This window comes from Streptosporangium sp. DT93 (assembly GCF_049844535.1).
Taxonomy (GTDB): Bacteria; Actinomycetota; Actinomycetes; order Streptosporangiales; family Streptosporangiaceae; genus Streptosporangium.
Genome location: NZ_JBNCLF010000006.1, coordinates 308670 through 330463, shown reverse-complemented (window position 1 = coordinate 330463; position 21794 = coordinate 308670). Strand labels below are relative to the sequence as shown.

At 72.7% G+C, this 21794-nt stretch carries 26 protein-coding genes and 1 pseudogene; 15 read left to right on the top strand and 12 right to left on the bottom strand.

Going from position 1 to position 21794, the window contains the following annotated elements:
* Positions 1 to 96: 96 nt before the first annotated feature.
* Together ACLQ2R_RS16210 and ACLQ2R_RS16205 are read left to right on the top strand one after the other, a co-directional pair.
* On the top strand, positions 97 to 1704 hold the full coding sequence (locus tag ACLQ2R_RS16210; protein ID WP_425960324.1) for a M4 family metallopeptidase: 1608 nt from the start codon (positions 97 to 99) through the stop codon (positions 1702 to 1704).
* 475 nt (positions 1705 to 2179) lie between these two features.
* A complete protein-coding gene (locus ACLQ2R_RS16205) occupies positions 2180 to 3637 on the top strand; it encodes an MFS transporter (protein ID WP_425960322.1) in 1458 nt (485 codons plus the stop codon).
* Between the two features lie 106 nt (positions 3638 to 3743).
* Here the strand turns inward: ACLQ2R_RS16205 and ACLQ2R_RS16200 are convergent, their stop codons facing one another.
* Both ACLQ2R_RS16200 and ACLQ2R_RS16195 read right to left on the bottom strand, forming a co-directional pair.
* Entirely contained in the window at positions 3744 to 4028 is a 285-nt protein-coding gene (locus ACLQ2R_RS16200; RefSeq protein ID WP_425960320.1) for a DUF1540 domain-containing protein, read from the bottom strand.
* A gap of 444 nt (positions 4029 to 4472) precedes the next feature.
* On the bottom strand, positions 4473 to 5753 hold the full coding sequence (locus ACLQ2R_RS16195) for a saccharopine dehydrogenase family protein (protein ID WP_425960318.1): 1281 nt from the start codon (positions 5751 to 5753) through the stop codon (positions 4473 to 4475).
* A 199-nt stretch (positions 5754 to 5952) separates the two neighbouring features.
* Between ACLQ2R_RS16195 and ACLQ2R_RS16190 the strand changes: the two genes are divergently transcribed.
* Together ACLQ2R_RS16190 and ACLQ2R_RS16185 are read left to right on the top strand one after the other, a co-directional pair.
* Positions 5953 to 6435 (top strand): cation:proton antiporter regulatory subunit, encoded by a 483-nt coding sequence (locus ACLQ2R_RS16190; protein WP_425960317.1) that lies wholly within the window; start codon positions 5953 to 5955, stop codon positions 6433 to 6435.
* An 8-nt stretch (positions 6436 to 6443) separates the two neighbouring features.
* Positions 6444 to 7601 carry a cation:proton antiporter gene (locus ACLQ2R_RS16185; RefSeq protein ID WP_425960315.1) on the top strand — a complete coding sequence of 386 codons (1158 nt, stop codon included), beginning with the start codon at positions 6444 to 6446 and terminating at the stop codon, positions 7599 to 7601.
* Between the two features lie 77 nt (positions 7602 to 7678).
* Here ACLQ2R_RS16185 and ACLQ2R_RS16180 read toward each other — a convergent pair whose 3' ends face one another.
* Positions 7679 to 8110 (bottom strand): MarR family winged helix-turn-helix transcriptional regulator, encoded by a 432-nt coding sequence (locus ACLQ2R_RS16180; protein ID WP_425960313.1) that lies wholly within the window; start codon positions 8108 to 8110, stop codon positions 7679 to 7681.
* 80 nt (positions 8111 to 8190) lie between these two features.
* On the opposite strand from ACLQ2R_RS16180, the gene ACLQ2R_RS16175 reads away from it, so the two are divergent.
* A complete protein-coding gene (locus ACLQ2R_RS16175; protein WP_425960311.1) occupies positions 8191 to 8601 on the top strand; it encodes an organic hydroperoxide resistance protein in 411 nt (136 codons plus the stop codon).
* A 177-nt stretch (positions 8602 to 8778) separates the two neighbouring features.
* Here the strand turns inward: ACLQ2R_RS16175 and ACLQ2R_RS16170 are convergent, their stop codons facing one another.
* On the bottom strand, positions 8779 to 9141 hold the full coding sequence (locus ACLQ2R_RS16170; protein ID WP_386233374.1) for a DUF2203 domain-containing protein: 363 nt from the start codon (positions 9139 to 9141) through the stop codon (positions 8779 to 8781).
* A 406-nt stretch (positions 9142 to 9547) separates the two neighbouring features.
* Here ACLQ2R_RS16170 and ACLQ2R_RS16165 point away from each other — a divergent pair, with 406 nt between their 5' ends.
* Genes ACLQ2R_RS16165 through ACLQ2R_RS16150 form a run of 4 tightly spaced genes read left to right on the top strand, consistent with a single transcriptional unit; the run spans position 9548 to position 12490 of the window.
* Positions 9548 to 10783, top strand: a complete 1236-nt coding sequence (locus ACLQ2R_RS16165; protein ID WP_425960309.1) for a cytochrome P450 — start codon at positions 9548 to 9550, stop codon at positions 10781 to 10783.
* A complete protein-coding gene (locus tag ACLQ2R_RS16160) occupies positions 10777 to 11520 on the top strand; it encodes a TetR/AcrR family transcriptional regulator (RefSeq protein ID WP_425960307.1) in 744 nt (247 codons plus the stop codon). The genes ACLQ2R_RS16165 and ACLQ2R_RS16160 overlap by 7 nt, the downstream gene beginning before the upstream one ends.
* A complete protein-coding gene (locus ACLQ2R_RS16155; protein WP_425960305.1) occupies positions 11508 to 12278 on the top strand; it encodes an SDR family NAD(P)-dependent oxidoreductase in 771 nt (256 codons plus the stop codon). Before ACLQ2R_RS16160 ends, ACLQ2R_RS16155 begins: the two co-directional genes overlap by 13 nt.
* 11 nt (positions 12279 to 12289) lie before the next feature.
* On the top strand, positions 12290 to 12490 hold the full coding sequence (locus ACLQ2R_RS16150) for a ferredoxin (RefSeq protein WP_425960303.1): 201 nt from the start codon (positions 12290 to 12292) through the stop codon (positions 12488 to 12490).
* A gap of 49 nt (positions 12491 to 12539) precedes the next feature.
* Here ACLQ2R_RS16150 and ACLQ2R_RS16145 read toward each other — a convergent pair whose 3' ends face one another.
* The 6 genes from ACLQ2R_RS16145 to ACLQ2R_RS16120 all read right to left on the bottom strand — a co-directional run bounded on the left by ACLQ2R_RS16145 (position 12540) and on the right by ACLQ2R_RS16120 (position 17433).
* Complete coding sequence (locus tag ACLQ2R_RS16145; protein WP_425960301.1) at positions 12540 to 13382, bottom strand: amidohydrolase family protein; 843 nt, start codon at positions 13380 to 13382, stop codon at positions 12540 to 12542.
* 237 nt (positions 13383 to 13619) lie between these two features.
* Positions 13620 to 14426, bottom strand: a complete 807-nt coding sequence (locus ACLQ2R_RS16140; protein ID WP_425960299.1) for an MBL fold metallo-hydrolase — start codon at positions 14424 to 14426, stop codon at positions 13620 to 13622.
* A gap of 157 nt (positions 14427 to 14583) precedes the next feature.
* Positions 14584 to 14994, bottom strand: a complete 411-nt coding sequence (locus ACLQ2R_RS16135) for a hypothetical protein (RefSeq protein WP_425960298.1) — start codon at positions 14992 to 14994, stop codon at positions 14584 to 14586.
* Positions 14946 to 15824: an FAD-dependent monooxygenase gene (locus tag ACLQ2R_RS16130; protein WP_425960297.1), complete on the bottom strand. Its 879-nt coding sequence runs from the start codon at positions 15822 to 15824 to the stop codon at positions 14946 to 14948. Before ACLQ2R_RS16130 ends, ACLQ2R_RS16135 begins: the two co-directional genes overlap by 49 nt.
* A gap of 91 nt (positions 15825 to 15915) precedes the next feature.
* On the bottom strand, positions 15916 to 16776 hold the full coding sequence (locus ACLQ2R_RS16125; RefSeq protein WP_425960296.1) for an LLM class F420-dependent oxidoreductase: 861 nt from the start codon (positions 16774 to 16776) through the stop codon (positions 15916 to 15918).
* A gap of 276 nt (positions 16777 to 17052) precedes the next feature.
* Positions 17053 to 17433, bottom strand: a complete 381-nt coding sequence (locus ACLQ2R_RS16120) for a cation:dicarboxylate symporter family transporter (RefSeq protein WP_425960295.1) — start codon at positions 17431 to 17433, stop codon at positions 17053 to 17055.
* 164 nt (positions 17434 to 17597) lie between these two features.
* Here ACLQ2R_RS16120 and ACLQ2R_RS16115 point away from each other — a divergent pair.
* A pseudogene (locus ACLQ2R_RS16115) lies at positions 17598 to 17915 on the top strand (STAS domain-containing protein); the annotation flags it as partial.
* A 27-nt stretch (positions 17916 to 17942) separates the two neighbouring features.
* Here the strand turns inward: ACLQ2R_RS16115 and ACLQ2R_RS16110 are convergent.
* Together ACLQ2R_RS16110 and ACLQ2R_RS16105 are read right to left on the bottom strand one after the other, a co-directional pair.
* Positions 17943 to 18170, bottom strand: a complete 228-nt coding sequence (locus tag ACLQ2R_RS16110) for an HGxxPAAW family protein (RefSeq protein ID WP_425960294.1) — start codon at positions 18168 to 18170, stop codon at positions 17943 to 17945.
* Between the two features lie 22 nt (positions 18171 to 18192).
* Positions 18193 to 18630 carry a MarR family winged helix-turn-helix transcriptional regulator gene (locus ACLQ2R_RS16105; protein WP_386233412.1) on the bottom strand — a complete coding sequence of 146 codons (438 nt, stop codon included), beginning with the start codon at positions 18628 to 18630 and terminating at the stop codon, positions 18193 to 18195.
* A gap of 89 nt (positions 18631 to 18719) precedes the next feature.
* Between ACLQ2R_RS16105 and ACLQ2R_RS16100 the strand changes: the two genes are divergently transcribed.
* The 5 genes from ACLQ2R_RS16100 (at position 18720) to ACLQ2R_RS16080 (ending at position 21736) form a co-directional block, all read left to right on the top strand.
* Complete coding sequence (locus ACLQ2R_RS16100; protein ID WP_362806490.1) at positions 18720 to 18902, top strand: hypothetical protein; 183 nt, start codon at positions 18720 to 18722, stop codon at positions 18900 to 18902.
* Positions 18903 to 19024: 122 nt separating this feature from the next.
* Positions 19025 to 19231 (top strand): DUF5302 domain-containing protein, encoded by a 207-nt coding sequence (locus ACLQ2R_RS16095; RefSeq protein WP_386233415.1) that lies wholly within the window; start codon positions 19025 to 19027, stop codon positions 19229 to 19231.
* Between the two features lie 314 nt (positions 19232 to 19545).
* A complete protein-coding gene (gene add / locus ACLQ2R_RS16090; protein WP_425960293.1) occupies positions 19546 to 20559 on the top strand; it encodes an adenosine deaminase in 1014 nt (337 codons plus the stop codon).
* Between the two features lie 118 nt (positions 20560 to 20677).
* Positions 20678 to 21121: a type II toxin-antitoxin system PemK/MazF family toxin gene (locus ACLQ2R_RS16085; protein ID WP_425960292.1), complete on the top strand. Its 444-nt coding sequence runs from the start codon at positions 20678 to 20680 to the stop codon at positions 21119 to 21121.
* A gap of 72 nt (positions 21122 to 21193) precedes the next feature.
* Positions 21194 to 21736 carry an RNA 2'-phosphotransferase gene (locus tag ACLQ2R_RS16080; RefSeq protein WP_425960291.1) on the top strand — a complete coding sequence of 181 codons (543 nt, stop codon included), beginning with the start codon at positions 21194 to 21196 and terminating at the stop codon, positions 21734 to 21736.
* The last annotated feature ends 58 nt before the right edge of the window (positions 21737 to 21794 follow it).

Here is a 21794-nt window from a genome sequence, read left to right as displayed (position 1 = left end):
GCTCTTCCGATGCCAGCTTATGGGGGTAGCCCCCACCTGCAGGGCTCCTTGTATCCCTCCTACCCCCCAAGGGAACATCGAGAGGAGTCACCTCGCGTGAACTCTAAGCTCAAGGTCGGCGCGATGGCCGTACTGGCCATCGCCGCACTGACCACCCCCTCCGCGGTGAACGCCGCCACCGCACCGGCGGACAACGCCGGACGCACCATCTCCGCGGAGCCGCCGGCGTACGCGCCGCCGAGCGCCGAGGCCCGTGCCCAGGCGGTCGCGACCGCCAACGCGACCCTGGCCGCCAGGGCGGACCTCACTCTCAAGGGAGCGAACGAGAAGTTCAACCTGGCCGCCAACGTCTCGGGCGTCAAGGGTCTGCAGTACCTGACCTACTCGCGTAGCTACCGCGGCCTGCGGGTGCACGGCGGTGAGGTGGTCGTGTCCACCGACCGCTTCGGCGAGCAGGTCGGCTCGGTGAACTCGGGCCTGCAGAGCAAGATCGCGATCGATGTCACCAGCAAGGTGGACGCCGCCACCGCGACGGCCACCGCCCGCGCGCAGCTCCCGACCGTGGAGAGCGTGGGCGCCGCGGAGCTGGTCGTGCACGCGACCACCGAGACGCCCAAGCTGGCCTGGGAGGTCGTCGTCAACGGCGCCACCAAGGAGGCCCCGAGCGTCCTGCACGTCTTCGTGGACGCGCTCGACGGGTCGATCATCGAGTCCTACGACGACGTCCGCGCCGGCACCGGCAACAGCTACTACAACGGCAACCCGGTGACCATCCAGACCTCGGGGTCGGGCAGCTCGTACTCGATGACCGACACCACCCGTCCCGGCCTGCGCTGTGGCGGCCAGAACGGCGCCGTCTACACCAAGACGACCAACAACTGGGGCAACGGGTCCGGCACCAACCTGGAGACCGCCTGCGTCGACGCCATGTACGCGGCGCAGAAGCAGTGGGACATGCTCCGCAACTGGCTGGGCCGCAACGGTGTCACCGGCTCGGGCAGCACCTACCCGACCCGGGTCGGCCTGACCGCGGTCAACGCCTACTGGAACGGCAGCTACACCAGCTTCGGCCGCAACTCGGCCAACACCCGGCAGGCCACCCCGATGGACGTGGTCGGTCACGAGTACGGCCACGCCATCTTCCAGAACTCCGGAAGCGGCGGCGGCGGCAGCGGCAACGAGTCCGGCGGCCTGAACGAGTCGACCGGTGACATCTACGGCGCGCTGACCGAGCACTACGCCAACCAGCCCGCCACCCTCGACCCGCCGGACTACCTGGTGGGCGAGGAGGTCAACCTGTCCGGCTCGGGTGAGATCCGCAACATGTACAACCCCTCCGCCAAGGGGCACCCGAACTGCTACAGCTCCTCCATCCCCTCCACCCCGGTGCACTCGGCCGCGGGCCCGCAGAACCACTGGTTCTACCTGCTCGCCGAGGGCACCAACCCGGTCGGCAAGCCCGCCAGCACGGTCTGCTCCGGTCCGACGAGCCTGACCGGCATCGGCATCCAGAAGGCCGGCCAGATCTTCCAGTCCGGCCTGAACACCAAGACGGCCCCGTGGACGCACGCCAAGGCGCGCCGGGCCACCGTGGCCGCCGCCAAGTCGCTCTTCCCCGGAAGCTGTGTCGAGGTCAACGCGGTCAAGGCCGCCTGGAGCGCGGTGAACGTCCCGGCCTCCAGCGGCGAGGTGTCGTGCCCGTGACATCAGGAGGTTCCCGGCCCTGAGATTCTCCGGGGCACAGGCTCCCCGGCCCCCGGGCCTCCCCGGCGCCGAGAGTGATCTCGGCGCCGGGGACCCGGGGGCGGGAGAGGCCCTGGCACCGTGGGCGGGAGCATCCAGGGCGGACCGGTACGGCGGGCGGCGAGGTGGCCGCCCGCCGTACTTTTCTGTTCCCGTCCCCCCACCGGGTCTTTTGCCCGCGTCCGCCCGCCGCACCTTTTTGCCCGCCGTGCCTTTTTTCCTGCGTCCGCCCGTGTTCGGACGTCCGAAAGGGTAAGGAAGGGCTGACCGGCACGGAGCCGGGCGAAGGTACGGAGAACGAGGTGGTCACGATGGTTCCCGGTCGATCGTCACCGCCGCCGGTGCCGCCCCGGGCCGTCCCCGCGCGCACGACCGGACGGGCCCGCCGGGCGACGTCCGCGATCGCCGGCCGGGCCGCCCCCGCGTGCGCGGCCGGATGAGCGGCGGACCGGACGGCACGGCCGCCGCCCGCGACCGGGAGGAAGCGGACCCGCGCCGCTGGAAGGCCCTGACCGTCTGCCTGGTGGCCGGGTTCATGACCCTGCTCGACGTCAGCATCGTCAACGTGGCGCTGCCGTCCGTCCGTACCGGGCTGGACGCCTCGCAGAGCGCCCTGCAGTGGGTGGTGTCGGGGTACGCGCTCACCTTCGGGCTGGCGCTGATCCCCGCGGGGCGGTTCGGCGACATGTACGGCCGGCGCAACGCGTTCGTCTTCGGCGTCGTCCTGTTCACCGTGGCCAGCGCGGTCGCGGGGATCGCCGGCGACGCGAACTGGCTGGTGATCGCCAGGCTCGTGCAGGGGGTGGCGGGCGGGGTGATCAACCCGCAGGTCAGCGGCCTGATCCAGCAGCTCTTCCGGGGGGCGGAGCGCGGCCGGGCGTTCGGCATGCTGGGCACCGTCATCGGCGTGTCGACCGCGATCGGCCCGCTGCTCGGCGGGGCGCTCATCCATCTCGGCGGCGGTACCGACGGGTGGCGCCTGGTCTTCTACGTCAACGTGCCCATCGGCGTCCTGGCGGTGGTGCTGGCGTACCGCTACATCCGTCCCCACGAGGCCTCGGAGCGCGTCCGGGAGAGCATCGACCCGGTGGGCGTGCTGCTGCTGGCCACCGGGATCACGCTGGTGCTCCTGCCGCTCGTCGAGGGACAGGAGTGGCACGGCGCAGGCAAGTGGGCCCTGGCCGCGGCCGGGCTCGTCGTGCTCGCGGGCTTCGCGGCCTGGGAGCGCCGCTACGGGCGGCACTCGACGCCGGTCGTCGACCTGGCGCTGTTCCGCAGGCGCTCCTACGCGCTGGGCGCGCTGCTCGGGACGCTCTACTTCGCCGGCTTCACCGCGATCTTCTTCGTCCTCACCCTGTACCTGCAGAACGGGCTGGGCTACTCGCCGCTGGAGGCGGGCCTGACGACCACGCCGTTCGCCGCCGGGTCGGCCGTGGCCGCCGCCCTGGGCGGCAGGCTCGTCACCCGGCTGGGCCGCCCGCTGGTCGTGGCGGGCCTGCTGCTGATCTCGGCCGCGCTGTGCGTCACGGCGCTCGCGGTACGGCTGGTCCCCGGCGAGCACGTGGCGTGGGCGATCGCGCTGCCGCTGCTGGCCGCCGGCCTGGGCAGCGGGCTGGTGATCTCCCCCAACCAGACGCTGACGCTGTCGGAGGTGCCACCCGCGATGGGGGGAGCCGCCGGTGGGGTGCTGCAGACCGGTCAGCGAATGGGGTCGGCCCTCGGGATCGCGGCGATCGGCTCGGTGTTCTTCGCCGAGGTCGCCTCCTCCGGAGGTGACTACGCCACGGCGTTCCGGCACTCGCTGCTGGTCACCGTGGCCTTCATGCTGGTGACGCTGGCCGTGGCCGTCACCGACGTGGTCATCGACCGGCGGGCCCGGCCGGGCGCCTCCTGAGGCCCTTCGCCTCCGGAGGCACCGTCGCGCACCCGGCTCGGCAGGGCGCCGCCCCGGGGCCCCTCGCCCCGTGAGCGCACCGCGCCGTACCCGGCCCGCGGCTCCGTCAGGCGGGCGCGTAGGTCAGGCAGTCGATGTCCTTCTGGGCGTATCCCACGGTGATGCCGGAAGCCTGGCACGAGAACTGGACGTTGTGCTGGCAGTTGGACATCTTGCAGGCGCCGACGTGGCCGGTGGAGGCCGGGTCACCGCCCTTCGTCGAGACCTTGAAGAAGGTCTCGCACTCGGCGTGGGTGCTGTTGCCGACCGTGATGGCCAGCGCGTGGCAGGAATGCTCGGTGTTGTACGCGCAGGCGTCGACCTGACACTCGTTGACTTCGGGCATCTGCATGGTGAGCCTCCTGAGGCTGGGACCGGTCCCGACCGGCCGGTCGGCCCCGGGCTCTGCCACCCGGTGGTCCGCCCGGCATACCGTCCGGCGGTCCGGCATGTCCCGGTTGGTGTTACCGCCCCCCGGCCCCGTCCGTCGTGTCCCGATCACGGGCCCCGACGTCCGCGGCCGGACGTGGCGCGGTCCGTGCCCGCTCATGGGCACGGCTACCTGGTCTCATACCTCGGCCGGACGCCCCTCATGCTCATCCCCGTTCCAAGTCTTCCTCCCGGAGCGGCCAGGACGTCCACGGGCGGCCGGGGTCCTTCCGGGCAGGAAGCGGACCTGCCGGCGCGAGCCGCCCAGCACGAAGCCCTGCCGGCGCGAGTGGCTCAGCGCGAAGCCCTGCCGGCGCGAGTGGCTCAGCGCGAAGCCCTGCCGGCGCGAGCCGCTCAGCACGAAGACCTATCGGCGCGAGTCGCTCAGCACCCTGAACGTGATGCCGGCGCGCCGAAGCCGGTCGATCAGCGCGTCGCCCATCGCCACGGCGGTGGTCACCTGGCCCGAGACGTCCGGGAGGTCGTCGGTCGCCAGGCAGAGCGCCGCCTCTCCGAGCATCGTGGCGGTCTCGGTGTAGCCGGGGTCACCGCCCGCGACCTCGGTGACGACCCGCTCCCCGCCGCCCAGGCCGAGGAAGGTCACCTTGAACCAGTTGCCGGCCCGGCGCTCCGGGGTGGGCCCCCCGCCCTGCGGGAAGCGGCTCAGCAGCAGGGACCGGGCCGCGGGGATCTGGGCGAGCAGGGCCAGCGTGCCCGCTCCCGCGGCGATGCCGAGCGCGGCGGGCAGGCTCTTGATCGCGAAGTGGTGGCGGTAGGTGAAGTCGGGGCCGTACCGCTCCAGCGCGCGGGCCGAACGGGCGACGATCTGCGGATCGAGCGTGGGCAGCGGCAGTGCCCAGCCTCCGACGTACCGGACGGAGCCGGGGCCGCCGTGCACCCTCCTGGTGGCGGGCGGCCTCGCGGGGCCCGAGGCGAGATCCGCCCTGGGGCCGGGCGCGGAGTCCGCCACGGGGCCGGACACGAAGCCCGTCGCGGGGCCCGGCTCGAGGTTGGCCCCGAACCGGGGTTCCTTCCGGCGTTCGAGCTCGTCGCGGATCCGCGCGGCCTCGGCGGCCTCACGGAGCCGGGTCGCCACCAGGACGGCGGAGTGCACGGTGCCGCTCGAGGCGGCGCCCGAGGCCCGGACGAACCCGCTGACCTCCAGCGGCACCCCCTCGGGCAGCTGCCCGACCGTGAAGTAGGCGCCGAGATCGTGCGGGATCGAGTCGAACCCGCAGGCGTGCACGAGTTTGGCGCCGGTCCGCCTGGCCTGGTCGTGGTGCCGGATGAACATCCGGTCGACGAACTCGGGCTCGCCGGTGATGTCGGCGTAGTGGGTGCCCGCCTCGGCGCAGGCGGCCACGAGCGGCTCGCCGTGGGTGAGGTAGGGGCCCACGGTGGTCGCGACGACCCTGGCCTGCCGGGCGATCTCCGCGAGGGAGGCGGGATCGGTCGCGTCGGCGTGCAGCAGCGGCAGCTCGGGCAGGCCGATCCGCTCCCTGACCTCCTCGAGCCTGGCCCGGTTGCGCCCGGCCAGGGCCCAGCGCACACCCGGGCCCGCGGCGCGCGCGAGGTACTGCGCGGTGAGCCCCCCGGTGAAGCCGGTGGCGCCGAACAGCACGATGTCGTACGGGCGGTCGTCAGCCATGCGCGCGGGCCCCTCGTTTCGAGATCACGTACGACCACCCTAGCCACTCGCCCGCCGGGGCACCGGGACCGGAGGGGCCGGAAGGCCCAGGAGGTCGGCGGTGCCGGGCGGGAACGCACCTTACGGCCGGTGTTGCTAGGTTCTCTGGCAGGTCGTTCTCCGGCAGGCGGAGGACACACGCGCGCGAAGGGCGGGCACGGTGGAGGTCGAGCAGACGGCACTGCCCGGAATAGGACTACGGCACGAGTTCACCACCCGGTCGGGCAGACGTATAGGACTCGTCTCGCACCGCAACGGCCGCCGCGACCTGGTGATCTACGACCGCGACGATCCCGACCGGGCGTGCGAGACCGTCAAGCTGAACGACGAGGAGGCCGACGCGCTCGCCGAGCTGCTCGGCGCGCCGCGCATCGTGCAGCGCCTCAACGACCTGCACCGCGAGGTCGAGGGGCTGGTCAGCCTGCAGCTTCCGATCGCGCCGGGCTCGCCGTACGCCGGTCGCCCGATGGGTGACGCGCGCGTGCGCACCCGCACCGGGGCCTCCATCGTGGCCGTGGTGCGCGAGGGGCAGGTGTTCGCCAGCCCGGCCCCCGACTTCGAGCTGGCCGATGCCGACGTGGTGGTCGTGGTGGGCAGCCCGGAGAGCACCTCCGCCGTCTCCGACATCTTCTCCGGCGGGTAGGTCACCGGGTGCACACGGCGATTCTCTTTCTTGAGCTCGGCGCCGTCCTCCTCGGCCTGGGCATTCTCGGTGCCCTGGCCCTGAAGGCCGGCATCTCCCCCATCCCCCTCTACCTCATCGCCGGTCTGGCCTTCGGCACCGGCGGCATCCTCCCCCTGGCCACCAGCGAGGAGTTCATCTCGGTCGGCGCCGAGCTCGGCGTCATCCTGCTGCTTCTCACACTCGGCCTGGAGTACAACGCCGACGAGCTCGTGACGAGCCTGAAGAGCAACGCCCGCGCGGGCGTCGTCGACCTGGTCCTCAACGCGGCGCCGGGCGCGATCGCCGCGCTGCTGCTGGGCTGGGGGCCGGTGGCGGCCATCGCCATGGCCGGCGTCACCTACGCGACCTCCTCCGGCATCACCGCCAAGGTCCTGTCCGACCTGGGCTGGATCGGTAACCGCGAGACACCGGTGGTGCTGTCGCTGCTGGTCTTCGAGGACCTCACGATGGCGATCTACCTGCCGGTCCTGACCGCGGTGCTGGCCGGGCTGAGCCTCGCCGGCGGCGCGATCACCGTGGCGATCGCGCTGGCCGCGGTCAGCGTCGTCCTGCTGGTGGCGCTCCGCTACGGCAGGGTCATCGAGGCGTTCGTCTCCAGCCCCAACTCCGAGGTGCTGCTGCTGAAGGTCATCGGGCTGGCGCTGCTGGTCGCCGGGGTGGCCCAGCAGCTCCAGGTCTCGGCCGCGGTCGGCGCCTTCCTGGTGGGCATCGCCCTGTCGGGCGAGCTGGCCGAGGACGCCCAGGCGCTGCTCACCCCGATCCGCGACCTGTTCGCCGCGGTGTTCTTCGTCTTCTTCGGCCTGCAGACCGACCCGACGAAGATCCTCCCCGTCGCCGGGCTGGCCGCGCTGCTCGCACTGATCAGCATGATCACCAAGCTGCTCACCGGCGCCTACGCGGCCCGGCGGGCGGGAATCGCCAAGGCGGGGCAGGCGCGGGCCGGTATCGCGCTCATCCCCCGGGGCGAGTTCAACATCGTGATCGCCGGTCTGGCGGTGGCCGCCGGGGTCCACCCCGACCTCGGCCCCCTGGCCGCCGCGTACGTGCTCATCCTGGCGGCCTTCGGCCCGCTGGCCGCCCGGCTGGTGCAGCCCTTCATCACCGCCATCGCCAAACGGGCCTGACCCGGCCCGCTCCCCTTGTTTCACCTCGGCCCCGTTCCCGGCCGCCCGCACGACGCGGCCGGGAACGGGGCCGGGCCTCAGGGTGAGGACGCGTCCAGGGAGGCGACCACACGGCGCAGGGTGCGCTGCAGTTCGAGGACCTCTGCGGGTTCCAGCCCGGCGGCCCTGAAGATGCGGGCGGGGACGTCACAGGCCCGCTCCTCCATGGCCTCGCCCTCGCCCGTGAGGCCCACCAGCACGGAACGCTCGTCGGCGGCGCTGCGCTCGCGGCGTACCAGACCGGCCGCCTCCAGCCTCTTCAGCAGCGGCGACAGGGTCCCCGAGTCGAGCCTGAGCGCGAGACCGAGCTCCTTGACCGTCACCGGCCCGCGCTCCCACAGGGTCAGCATCACCAGGTACTGCGGGTAGGTCAGGCCCAGCTCACGCAGCACCCCGCGGTAGACGGCGTCCAGCGCCCGCGAGGCGGCGTGGACGTCGAAGCAGACCAGGTTCTCGACGGAGAGTTTCACGATGACGATTGTACCGGATTTGACTGTATACAACTAAGTTGTGCACAATCAGATTGTCCGCAACAGAGAAGGGGATCACGATGAGTACGCTCTACACCGCCATCGCCACCGCCAACGGCCGGGAAGGGCGGGCGGTCTCGTCCGACAAGCGCCTCGACGTGGCCCTCACCCCGCCCAAGGAGATGGGCGGCTCGGGCGAGGGCACCAATCCCGAGCAGCTGTTCGCGGCCGGTTACGCCGCCTGCTTCGCCAGCGCGCTCCAGCTCGTCGGCCGCAGGCAGAAGGTCGACGTCTCCGATGCCTCGGTGACCGCCGAGGTGAGCCTCGTGCCGCAGGGCGAGGGCTTCGGGCTCGTCGTGACGCTCAGGGTCGAGCTCCCCGACGAGCTGCACGGCGAGACCGGCACCGCCCTCGTGGAGGCGACCCACCAGGTCTGCCCGTACTCGAACGCCACCCGTGGCAACATCCCGGTCGAGCTGATCGTCGAGTAGGTCCCGCGCGGAGGAGACCCGCGGCCACGGCGCCCGGGAAGGCGGGACGGCCGGGAAGGCCGGACGGCAGGGGAGGCGGGACGGCGGAGCGGTCTGGAGGGCGGAGCGGCCAGGAAGGCGCTGCGTCCGGGAACGCGGAGCGGCCGGGAGAGCGGAGCGGTCAGGAGAGCGGGGCGGTCAGGGAAGGGGCCTGCGCCCCGCGAAGCCCAGCTCGTCGTGGTGGTACCAGGCCAGGTCACGGTCTCCTTCGAGCCAGCACAGCCGCACCCGCGCCCCGTCCAGCACCGCGGGGAAGTCGACCAGCAGCGGCGCGATGCCCTTGACCTCGATGCCCCGCTCCTCGAACCAGCCGAGGATCTCCTCCAGCCTGGCCTCGTACGCCTTCGCCTCCGCCAGCCCACCGGCCTCGGAGGTACCGGTGCTGCGGAGCTCGTGGGCGAGCTCGGCCATCTCGCCCCGCATCGTCACGAACGCGTCGGCCCGCTCCAGCAGCACGGGCATGATGGCCCGCGCCTCATCGACGGTGAAGATCCTGTCCACCCCTGCACGCTAGCGCGTGTCGTCGCGGCGGCCGGACCCGGGGTGGGCGCACGGCGTGCCACGCCCGGCGCGCACCCGGTGCACGACGTGGCACGCCCGCGTGGGAGGTGTGACGTCAAGTTCCGCCGACCCCGGCGCCGGGCGAGCTGCTGTCGTCCCTCGACCGGCCGGCCGGCCACACGGGCGCCATGCGCGACCTCCTCGCCCGCCGCCTCCGCCCTCGCCCCGGGTGAGTCCCCCCGCACATCGGCACACGCAGATCCCGTACGCGAGTCCCGAGCCGTGGAACGGGCACCCTTCGGCACCGGCCCGCACGAGCGATCCCGGACGCGCCGGGCGCGTCGCTTGACGCCATTAAGTGATGCGACTTAAATGCCTTGTCGGCGATCCCTAAGGAAGAGTGACCGTGAGCGAGACCAGCATCGAGGCGCCCGAGTATCCCTTTCGCAACCCCAGCGCGCTGGAGCCGCCTCCGGAGTGGGCCGAGCTGCGCGAGGGCTGCCCGGTCGCGCCGATCCGCCTGGCCAGCGGTGACACCGCGCTGCTGCTGACGCGCTACCAGGACGTCAAGGAGATCCTGTCGGACCCGCGTTTCAGCCGTCAGCTCGACGCCGAGGACGCGGCGCGGGTGACGGCCAACGAGTCCGGCGGCGTGTTCGGCGGTCGTGGCGACGGTGACAGCGGTGACGGCGGCGGCAACGCCATGACGGGCGAGACGCACCGGGCGTGGCGGCAGCTGGTGGGCCGGGCCTTCACGGCCCGGCGGGTCACCGCGATGCGGCCCAGGATCCAGGCGATGGCCGAGCACCTGGTCGAGCTGATGATCTCCCAGGGCGAGCCCGCCGACCTGGTGAGCGCGGTCGGCTTCCCGCTGCCGGTGTGGGCGATCTGCGACCTGCTCGGGGTGCCCGACTCCGACCGGGACAGGTTCGCGTACTGGTCGGACACCATGCTCAGCATGACCAGGTTCGGCCAGGACGAGATCGACACCGCCCAGAAGGAGTTCGACGCCTACCTGATGGCCCACGTCGAGGCCAAGCGGGCCGAGCCGGGCGACGACCTGCTGAGCGAGCTGGCCTCGATGGTGGAGGGGCTGGACGGGCGGCTGACCGAGCAACTGCTGACGACGACGGCCAAGGGCCTGCTGGTGGCCGGGCACGAGACCACCGCCAACATGATCGGCAAGATGGTGTCGATGCTGCTGGCCGACCGTTCGCGCTGGGAGGCGCTGCTGGCCGACCGCGCGCTGGTCCGCCCGGCGGTGGAGGAGGCGCTGCGCTTCGACGCCAACCCCGGCTTCGGCATGCCGCGCTACCTCAGCGAGGAGATCGAGGTGGCCGGGCGGACCCTCCCGGCGGGCACCACGGTCGTGTGCAGCATGGCCTCGGCCAACCGTGACGAGCGGCAGTTCGAGGGCGCCGACGAGATGCGGCTGGACCGCTCCCCCAACCCGCACGTGGCCTTCGGCGCCGGCCCGCACTCCTGCCTCGGGCAGGCGCTGGCCCGCACCGAGATGCAGACCGTGCTCGACGTACTGCTGGAGCGGCTGCCCACGCTGGAGCTGGTCGTCCCGGCCACGGAGCTCAGGCGGCGCGAGGGTCTCGTGGTCGGCGGGCTGGAGAAGGTCCCGGTCCGATGGTGACCACGCCCGCAGGAGCGGTTCCGGGCAGGACCGAGACGGGCAGGACGGAGACGGGCAGGACGGAGACGGGCAGGACCGAGCGGGCGCAGGAGACCCGCGAGGCCATCCTGGACGCCGCCGAGCGGCTGTTCGCCGAGCACGGGGTCGGCGAGGTCTCCAACCGGCAGATCGTCCAGGCCGCCGGTCAGGCGAACAACTTCGCCGTCGGCTACCACTTCGGCACCAGGGCCGACCTGGTACGGGCGATCGTCCGCCGCTACACCCGCGAGACCGAGAGCCGGCGGCTGCGCATGCTGGAGGCGATCGGCGGCTCCGCCGACCTGCGCGCGTGGATCTCCTGCCTGGTACGCCCCGCCACCGACCACCTCGACGCGCCGGGCGTGCCGAGCCGGCGGGCCCGCTGCCTGGTCCAGATGATCACCGTGCCCGCCCTGCGGCGGATCGTCACCGAGGAGTCCGTGGCGACACCGTCGATGCGGCGCACCCTGGAGGGCATGCTGCGCCTGCTGCCCGGCATGCCCGGGGAGACGCACCGCGCGCGCGGCGACATGACCTACCTGCTCCTCGCGCACACCCTGGCCGAGCACGAGCGTGCCCGGCACGAGGACGGGCCGGCGGCCCACCCGAGCTGGGAGGCCGTCGCCGCCGGACTCGTCGACGCCCTGACCGGCCTCTGGCAGGCGCCCGTCACTCCCATCCACCCCATCGAGGAGAACGGACCCCCATGCGCGGACTGAGGGGCAAGAGGATCGTCGTGGCCGGTGGCGCCACCGGCATCGGCGCCGCCACGGCCGAACGGCTGGCCGAGGAGGGCGCGCGCGTCCTGGTCGGCGACGTCAACGTCGCCGGCGCCGAGGCCACCGCGGGGCGCATCGCCGACGCCGGTGGCACGGCGGTCGCCGCCGGGTTCGACCTGGCCGACGAGACGTCGGTCGCGGCGCTGTTCGGGCGGGCCGTCAACGAGTTCGGTGGCGTGGACGGCGTGTTCAACGTGGGCGCCGACCTGTCCCCGGACACGATCGGCCGCGACGGCGACCTGTCGGAGATGGACGCGGCCGTCTGGCGGCGCACCTTCGAGGTCAACCTCATCGGGTACGCCCACAGCTGCCGCGTCGCGATCCCGCTGCTGCTGGCCGCCGGAGGCGGCGCGATCGTCAACACCTCCTCCGGTGCCGCCTCCGTCGGCGAGCCGGTACGCCCGGCCTACGCCGCCTCCAAGGCGGGGATCAACGCCCTCACCCGGCATGTCGCCTCGCGCTGGGGCAAGGAGGGCATCCGCTGCAACGGCGTCTCTCCCGGGATGGTGCTGTCGGAGACCGGCCTGGCGCAGATGAGCGAGGAGTTCAGGGCCGCCGGTCTGGCCGGCTCGCGCAGCACCCGCCTGGGCAGGCCGTCCGACCTGGCCGCCGCTGCCGCGTTCCTGCTGTCCGACGACGCAGAATGGGTCAACGGCCAGACCTGGTCCATCGACGGCGGCGGCTCGCTGCACGACTGAGGAGATCACCTGTGAACATCACCGTCGACACCGGCCTGTGCTGCGGCGCCGGGCAGTGCGTACTGCTCGCCCCCGGCGTGTTCGACCAGGGCGAGGACGACGGCATCGTCGTCCTGCTCGACCCCGCCCCGGCCGAGTCGCTGCACGCCGCCGTCCGCGAGGCGGCCGCCGTCTGCCCGACCAGCGCGATCTCCGTGGACGAACGGTCCTGATCGTCACCGGGCACCCCGGCCCGCCGGGAGGAACGGCCGCCGGGGGTCGTCAGTCCGCGAGCCCGTAGAACCGCGTGGCCGTGCCGCCGAGGACGGCGGCACGGTCGGCCTCGGTGAGGCCCGCGAGCAGCACGCCGGTCTCGCGCCACACCTGGGCGTAGTCCCCGGCGAGGAGGGCCACCGGCCAGTCGCTGCCGAACATCAGCCGGTCGGGCCCGAACGCCTCCAGGGCGTGGTCCACGTAGGGGCGCAGGTCCTCGGCCGTCCAGGTCCCGGCGTCGGCCGCGGTGTTGAGGCCCGACACCTTGGCGTACACGTTCGGGTGCTCGGCGGCGCGGGCGATCAGCGACGCCCACGGCTCCCACCCCTTCTCCCTGATCGGCGGCTTGGCCAGGTGGTCGATGACCAGCCGCAGCCCGGGGACGCGCTCGGCGAGGACCGGCACGTGCTCCAGGTGCCTGGGCAGCACCGCGACCACGTCGAACGGCAGCCCCGCCGCGGCGAGGAGGCCCAGGCTCTCGACCACCGGTTCGCGGATCACCCAGTCGGGGTCGGGGTCGTCGTGGATCAGGTGCCGGACGCCGGCGAACGCGGGGTGCCCGCGGTAGCGTTCCAGCGCCTCGGCGGCCTCGTCCGGGCGGTGCAGCGGCACCCAGCCGACCACGCCCGCGATGACGTCGAACGCGTCCGCCTGCGCCAGCATCGCGTCGGTGTCGGCGTAGGTGTCGGCGGCCTGGACCAGCACGGTCCGCTCCACCCCGGCGGCGGCGAGCTGCGGGAGAAGCTCCTCGGGCGTGAAGGTGCGGTGGATGGGCCCGGCCTCCGGCGTCAGCCAGGGGTAGGAACCCGTCTCCAGGTTCCAGAAGTGCTGGTGGGCGTCGACGACGGTCATCCGCCGCTCCTTTTCGATCGGTCGTTCGGGGCCGTTCACGGTAGGGGGTGCCCGCGAGGGCGTCAACGTGCAGGTCACCCGCCGGGGGCGGGTGGGACGGCGGCCGGACGGGACGGCGGTCGGACGGGACGGCGGTCGCGCGGGGCGGCGTCGCGACCCGCGACCGAGCGGCGGCCGGGCCGGGCTGTGGGTCAGGCGGGCTGTGGGTCAGGCGGGTGGTGATCAGTCGGGCGGTGGTCAGGCGGGGAGCGGGTGGCTGTCGCCCCTGTCCAGGTAGACGACCCGGGCGCCGTGGCCGTCCCGTTCGACCTGCTCGCGGAAGTCCGACAGCGGGGAGCCGAAGACGCCGTAGTCGTCGTGGTGCACGGGCAGGACGCGGCGCGGGTTGATCGTGCTCACCCACTGGGCGCCCTGACGGCCGTCCATCGTCACCATCACCACTCCCAGCAGCCTCGTGCCGCCCAGGTGGACGATGCCGACGTCGATGTCGGGGAAGCGCCCGGGGATCGCGTCCAGCCTCCTGTCCATCAGCGTGTCGCCGCTGACGTGCAGGCGCAGGCGCACGAGCCCGGCGGGGCCGGTGAACTCCAGCATGCTCCCCATGACCGGCGGCATGAGGGCGTTCATCACGCCGGGGCCGTGCCGGGCGGGCAGGGAGGTGATCCTCACCGAGCCGCCCGGTCCCCGAAGCTCGTGCTCGTCCCAGGTGGTCAGGCCGATCGCCTCGCCGAAGCCCTGCCGCCTCAGTTTCCGCGCGGCATGGGGCGTGGTGACGACCGGCAGGCCCTTGTCCAGCCCCTTCCTGGCCACCCGGTCCCAGTGATCGCCGTGCATGTGCGAGAGCAGGACGGCGTCCAGCGGCGGGAGGCGGTCCACGCTCAGCGCGGGTTCGGTCAGCCGCCTGGTGGACAGCCCGTACCCCAGGTAGGCGCGCTGGCCGCGATGCAGGAAGTTGGGGTCGGTGAGGATGGCGAATCCGTTGTAGCGGATGAGCGTGGTGGCGTTGCCGATGAACAACACGCTCGACTCGTCCCCTTCGGACATGTCGCGGCTCCCGTGTGAGATCGATGCGATCGGGTGGGAGAGACCGAGTCATGCCCCGCCACACCGGGCGCACACCTCACCGCCCCGGCCGCGCCCCGGCCGGCGGTGCGATCGACCCGAGGCCGGTGGTGCGACCGGTCCGGGGCAGACGGTGCGATCAGGCCGGGGTCGGCGGTGTGACCGGTCCGGGACCGGTGGTGCCGTGCGGCTCGGCGAAGCGTGGCAGTGCCCGCTCGGTGGTCGCGACGCCGCCCATGACCCGCGCCGCGAACCTCCGCACGAGGGGACTGCCGGCGACGGCCGTTCCGGCCCGTTGCACGCGTACCCCGAACATCGACTCGGGATAGGCGATGCGCGGCACCCCCGGCGGCAGCTTCTGCGTCTTCTCGACGAGCGGCCGCATCCACGCCTCGTGGTCCCGGAGCGCCCCTTCGACGTCGTCACCGCCGGTGCTGAGGTACGCGGCGAGCACGTAACCCCCGGCGAGGGCGAGCGACGAGCCGCCGCCGCCCAGCGGCGTCACGCACCAGGCGGCGTCGCCGAGTACGCAGACACGGCCTCGGACCATCGCGGCATCTTGATCTGCGTCAGGTAGTCCACGTAGACGTCGTCCGACGTGGCGAAGCCCCGCAGCACGCGCTCGGTCTGCCACCCCGCGCCGTCGAAGACGCGGTTCAGGACGGCCAGCCGCTCGCCGCGATCGGCGTCGACGATCTCGTCCGTCTCCGTGAGATAGGCGAGCATCGCCCGCGTCGTGCCCATGTTGTCGGGTCGCAGCATGACCTGGCGCCTGCCCGGGGCGGTGTACCAGTTCCACCAGCGGTCGTCGGCGGGCTCGCGCTCGATGGTGCCGTAGACCATCACCAGGCCGAGGGGGACGTGCTCGACGTCCTTCCCGAACACCCGCTCGCGCGTCGAGGAGCGCACGCCCTCGGCGACGACGACGAGGTCGTACGCCTCGTGCCGCCCGGAGGCGAAGTCGACGCGGGCGACGGCGGCGTCCTGCTCGATGTGCCCGATCGAGTCGTCGTAGCGGATGCCCACGCCGGGCCCGAGCCGGTCGCGGACGGCGCCGGCGAGGTCGCCGCGCAGGATCTCGAACTCGGCGGTCGGACCGTCCCGCCCCGGCTCGGCCGGGAACTCGCCGGCCGCGCGGCCGGCCTCGTCGACGAAGCGGGTGCCCTCCTCGGTCGTGGTGAGCGCGCGCACGGTGCCGGTCAGGCCCATCCGTTCGACGACCTCGCGTGCGACGCCGCGGACGTCGACGTTCTGCCCGCCGTCGCGGAAGGCCGGGGCGCGCTCGACGATCTCGACGCGCCACCCGGCGCGGTCGAGCCAGTAGGCGGCGCTGAGGCCGGCGATGCTCGCCCCGGAGATCAGGACACGCCGAGGAGTCATGGAAGGGCCCTTCTTCAGGAGCGGGAACGGCCGCCGGGCCGGTCCGGGAAGGTTCACCACCCGCCCGGGACGCCCGGGGTGCCCGGTGTGTTCACACCAGGGCGGCGCCGAGGCGGCGCCACTGCTCGCGGGGGAAGTCCTCCTGGTTCTCCGTGAGCACCTGGACGGTGACGTGGTCGGCGCCGGCGGCACGGTGCTCCTCCACCCGGCGCCTGATCGCCTCCTCGTCCCCCCACGCGATCAGGGCGTCGAACAGGCGGTCGCTGACCGACGTCAGGTCCTCGGGCGAGAACCCCAGCCGCAGCAGGCTGTTGGCGTAGTTCGGGAGGCCGAGATAGCCCCGCAGCCAGCCGGTCCCGATCGCGCGCGCCTCGTCGGCGCCGGAGCACAGGATCACCGTCTGCTCCGGGAGCACGAGCGGGCCCTCGCCCAGCGCCTCGCGGGCGATCCGCGTGTGCTCAGGGGTGACGAGGTAGGGGTGGACCCCGCGGGTCCGCTCCCCCGCGAGCCGGAGCATCTTCGGGCCGAGCGCGGCGAGGACCCGCCTGCCGGCGGGCACGGGCTGCTCGGCTGCGTCCAGGCCGTCGAGGAACGCCTCCATCGCCGCCATCGGCCGCCGGTACCGGCCGGCCTCGGCCTGGTCGACCAGCGGGGCGTGGCTCACCCCGATACCCATCAGGAACCGGTCACCGTGGGCGGACGTCAGCGACGCGTACGACGCCGCGGCGTCCGCCGGGGTGTGCATCCACAGGTTCAGGATGCCGGTCGCGACGACCGCCCTGCGGGTCGACGCCAGCAGGTGCTCGACGGACTCGAACAGCGCTCCCCCGACGTCGGGGATCCACAGCGCGCCGAACCCCAGCTCCTCCAGCTCGGCCGCCGCCTCGGCGGACTCGGCCCGGTCCCCGTACCGCAGCTGGGTACTCCACACGCCCACACCAGAGAGATTCATCGCGACCTTCCCGTTCCTCACGAATGCCGATCGGTACCGCGCCGCGTGGCGCCGGGACCGCCGGGGCGCCCATGACACTCCGGCACGCCCGCACATCCCGTACGCCCCGCACATCCCGTACGCCCCGCACATCCCGCGTGCCCGCCGTCTCGGCGGTACCCCACCCGCGCCGCTCGCGGGCCGCCGGCGTGGCACGCCGGCCACGGCGGCCACGGCGGCCACAGCGGCCACGGTGGCGAGGTGCCGCCGCGGGCAGCGTACCCGTCCTGCCAGGTCCTACGCGGGCGAGAGCGCCGTATCGTCCGAGCGGGTCGCGGGCGGCGGGGTGTCGTCGTCCATCAGGGTCGCCTCGTCGAACCCCGCGCCGTCCTGGTGTCCTACATCTGGTGGGCCGAGCAGCACGAACACGAAGAGCAGGCAGGTCAGGTAGAAGGCGAGCATGACGACGCCCAGGCTCCTGAGCGCGTCCGTGCCGGTGGCGCCGACGACCGCGGCCATCGCGCCGAAGGCCCCGGCCGGGGCGGCCCACATGATCGTGGCGAGGACGCGGAAGACGAGCCGCTGGACGTGCGCGATGCCGTTCAGGGCCGGTCTGCCGCGCTCGCCCGTCAGGAGGATCCCCGCCCCTCGGGGCGGGGGGGACGTCGGCCGAGGCATCCGACCGGCTGCGGAGCCCCCCACCGGTTCCTCGGTACGGTGCCCCCGGGCGACCCGGGTTGCTCTACGGGATCACTTGAGAGCGGTTCTCCGGGGTATTGCGCCCCCGGAACTGGTAGGAAAAAGACAGCCCGCCCTGTCCCCCGCGGGCGAAGGAGTTGAGCATGACCTTTTTCACGATCTCATCGAGCCTGCTCGGGACGGCGCTGGTCGTCCGGGTGCTCGGGGAGCTCGACTACCGGCACGCCCCCGCCTTCCGTGGAGAGATGGAGAGGGCGTGGGCGGCCGGCACGCCCACGGTGGTCGTGGTCGACGTCGGCGAGATCACCTTCTGCGACTCCACCGGGGTCGCCCAGCTCGTCCAGGTGCTCCGGCGGAGCCGCTCCCAGGGCTTCGGCCTGGCCCTGGTCGGCCTGCACGGAGTCCTGGAGCGGATTCTCACCATCACCGGGCTGCGGTCGTCCTTCGGGGTCTTCGCCACCGTGGAGGAGGCGTTACGCTCCGGCGGATCAGCTTCCGCTCTGGTCGATCGGCACCCGGGGGGCGTCGATGATGACGTCCGAGAAGATGTCGACCACCAGGGCGATCACGCCGCCGACCGCGACGACTCCTGCGCCGATCCAGAAGAACGTCCAGTTGGGGCCTAGGCAGAGCGCCACGCCCCCGATGGTGAATCCCAGCAGGATGACGATCACCGCGAGCCAGGACTTGGGGCTTCCCCCGTGACTACCGGCCATGAGCCTTTCCTCTCCACACGAGTCAGTGATGCGCGCCGCCGGCCGCGGCGATCACCCGGGTCAGCGACCGGTGGAGCTCCTGCAGCTCCTCCAGGTCCATTCCCAGGCGTTCGACGATCGCCGGCGGGATCCTCTCCGCCTCGTCCCGCAGCCGGCGGCCCTCCGGGGTGAGCGTGACGGCCAGGACACGCTGGTCCTGGCCGTCCCGTCGCCTCCGGACGTATCCGACGGCCTCGAGACGCTTCAGCAGCGGGGACAGCGTACCGGGGTCGAGGTGCAGTAGCTTGCTCAGCTCCTTGACGGAGAGCGGTGCCCGCTCCCAGAGGGCGAGCATGACCAGATACTGCGGGTGGGTCAGCCTCATCGGCTCCAGCAGCGGCCGGTAGAGACCGATGACGTCGCGCGAGGCGACCGCCAGGGCGAAACAGACCTGTCGCTCCAGGCTGAGAGCGTCGATCACGTCCCTCCCTCACCTCCCATCCGAACATAGTAGGATATTTAACGCACAAACTATTATCGCCCCAAGCATCGGCGAGCAAAGGATCCCCCATGTTTCACAGGAAGCCGATCGAGGAACGGATCGCCGAGCGCCAGGCCGGACGTTCGGCCCTGAAGGAGGGGCGCCACTTCGAGCACGGCCCGGCGAAGTTCGTCTTCGTCTTCGTGATCGTCTTCGTGGTCGTGGGCCATCTGGCCGGCCTGCTGCTGCTGATGGCCCTGGGCCTGCACTGACGAGGACGGCCCGTCTTCCTCTCAGAGCCGAAGCGGGGGTGCCGCGCCGGTGGTGTCCGGGTGAGAGAATGATGATCCTGTTGGTCGGGGTTGGACCGCCCGCCAGATCAGGAGGTCTGTAGATGTCTGACGTCACACCGGAGCCCGAGAGCTCCGACGAGAGCTCCGACGACGAGCTCAAGCGCAAGTTCCGCGAGGCCCTGGAGCGCAAGAAGCTCGCCCAGGCGGACGCGAGCGCCGGGGGCAAGGGGAAGAACTCCTCGAAGATCCACGGTGCCCACGGCCCGGCTGCGGCCAAGCGCTCCTTCCGCCGCAAGAGCGGCGGCTGAGCCGCCTTCCGGATCGAGGGCTCTTCCGATCGGGGCTTCCCCGATCGGGAGTTTTCGCATCAGGGATCTTCAAAGACGGGGATCTTCGGGAACGGGGACATCACGGGGCTCTTCGGCGACGGGGAGCCCCGTGAGGCTTCGTGGAACCGGAGCCGGATCGGGCTCTTCGGCGACGGGGCCTCGCGGGCCGGGGACGGGGTCTTCCGGCTCGTCTCGTGAACCGGGGTCCGGGACCGGGCATCCGCCCGGCCCGGGTCACGGCCGTCCCGTCCGGGCGGTGGCCGTCCCGCCGGGAGGCCCTAGCATTCTCCGGCGTGAGAGATCTTCGTCTGCTTCCGAAAGCTCACCTGCACGTCCACCTGGAGAGCACCGTACGCCCGGAGACCGTGCGTGAGCTGGGCGGCCCGCCGGAACCCGAAGGCCCGTTCACGGGTTTCCGCGCGTTCGCCGACCAGCGGGGCAGGGTGCGCGAGCTGCTGCGCACGCCCGGGCACTTCCACCGGATCGCGGTGGAGTTCTGTGAGGACGAGGCCGCCCAGGGCACCCGCTACGCCGAGGTCACCTTCACCGCCGCCTCGCACGGGGAACGGGTCGGACGGCTGGAGATGCCGCTGGAGGCGGTGCTCGACGGGCTGGCCGAGGGCGAGGCCAGGTTCGGCCTCCGGAGCCGGGTGCTGCTCGACCACTCCCGGCGCCGGCCGGTGGAGCGACTGTGGCGGACGTACGAGCTGGCCACCCGGTACGACGAGGTGATCGGCCTGGGGCTGGCGGGCGACGAGAGCCATCCGCTGGCGCCGTTCACCGAGGTGTTCGACGCGGCCAGGGACGCCGGCCTGCACCTGGTGCACCACGCCGGGGAGACGGCCGGCGCGGACAACGTCCGCGAGGCGCTGGACCTCGGGCACGCCGAGCGGATCGGGCACGGCATCCGGGTGCTCGACGACGACGCGCTGGTGGCGCGGATGCGGGAGAGCGGCGTCCCGCTGGAGGTCTGCCCCACCTCCAACGTCCTGCTCGGCCTCGTCCCCTCGCTGGCCGACCACCCGCTGCCCCGCCTGCGCGCGGCCGGGTTGAGGGTCACGGTCAACACCGACGGCGAGACGGCCCTGGCCGACGAGTACGCGCGGCTGCGCGAGGTCTTCGGGTACGGCGACGACGTCCTGGCCGGGCTGGCCCGCGCCTCGATCGAGGCCTCGTTCGCCCCCCGGAACCTCGCCTCGGCGCTCCTGGCCGAGGTCGACGCCTGGGCGGCCACGGTCCCGCCGGGGGACGCGTCCGCGAGCACGTCCGGCGGCACGTCCGGGAGCGGGCTCGCGAGCGGATCGTAGGGCCGCCCCGGGAGCGGGCCCGCGCGGATCCTGGAGCGGGTTCAGGAAGGGGTCCGGGAGCGGGTTCAGGAAGGGGTCCGGGAAGGGGCTCGGGAACACGCCCGTGTAGGCTGTCCGCGTGCGTGATCTTGGCGATGACCCCCGGCCGGCCCGTGGCGCGGTCCGTGAGATCCACCGCGTGGACCGGAGCGCGACCCTGCACTACTCCCCCGACCTCGACGGGCTCGCCGATCCCGGCGAGATCGTCTGGGCGTGGGTCCCCTACGAGGAGGACCCGGCGCGGGGCAAGGACCGGCCGTTGCTGGTCGTCGGCCGCCACGGACGCGACCTGCTCGCGCTGATGCTCTCCAGCCGAGCCGGTGGCGGGCGTCCCGACGACTGGCTGGAGATCGGCCCCGGGACCTGGGACCGGGAGAACCGCGTCTCCTACCTGCGCCTGGACCGGGTCTTCGTACTGGACGAGGACGACATCCGGCGCGAGGGCTCCGTCCTCGACGGCGCGCGTTTCGCCGAGGTCGCGGCCGTGCTCAAGCGCACCCACAACTGGGCCGCAGACGGCTGAGCGCGCCCTCCTGGACGCGCGCCGGCACAAATCGATGGAGAACGGCACGTCCGGTCGGCATCCTGGTGTGCCATGGACGACAGAAGGCTCGTTCGAGTCTCCAAGTATCTTTCCCAGCACCTCAGGCACCAGCCCGAGCACATCGGCCTGACCCTCGACCCGCAGGGCTGGGTGGACGTCGAGACCCTGCTCGCCGCCGCCGCGCGGCACGGGTTCGCGATCACCCGTGACGAGCTCACGCGGGCGGTGGAGGATAACGACAAGCGTCGCTTCACCGTCGAGGGCGGCCGCATCCGCGCCAACCAGGGACACACGGTCGACGTCGACCTCGACCTTCCCGTCGTCGAGCCGCCCGAGTTCCTGTTCCACGGGACGGTCGGCGCGAACATGGCCGTCATCCGGCGGGAGGGCCTGCTGCCGATGGCCCGGCACGCCGTTCACCTGTCCCCCGACCGGGAGACCGCGACCCGGGTGGGCGCGCGCCGGGGCCGCGCGATCGTGCTGGTCGTCCGCTCGGGGGAGATGCACCGGGCCGGCCACGCGTTCCAGGTGAGCGCCAACGGCGTCTGGCTGGTCGCCCACGTGCCGCCCGCCCACATCTCGTTCCCCGACTGAGACCCGGCGGCCGAGGCCCCGTGGTCGAGAGCCGACGGTCGAAGCTCGATTGTTGAGG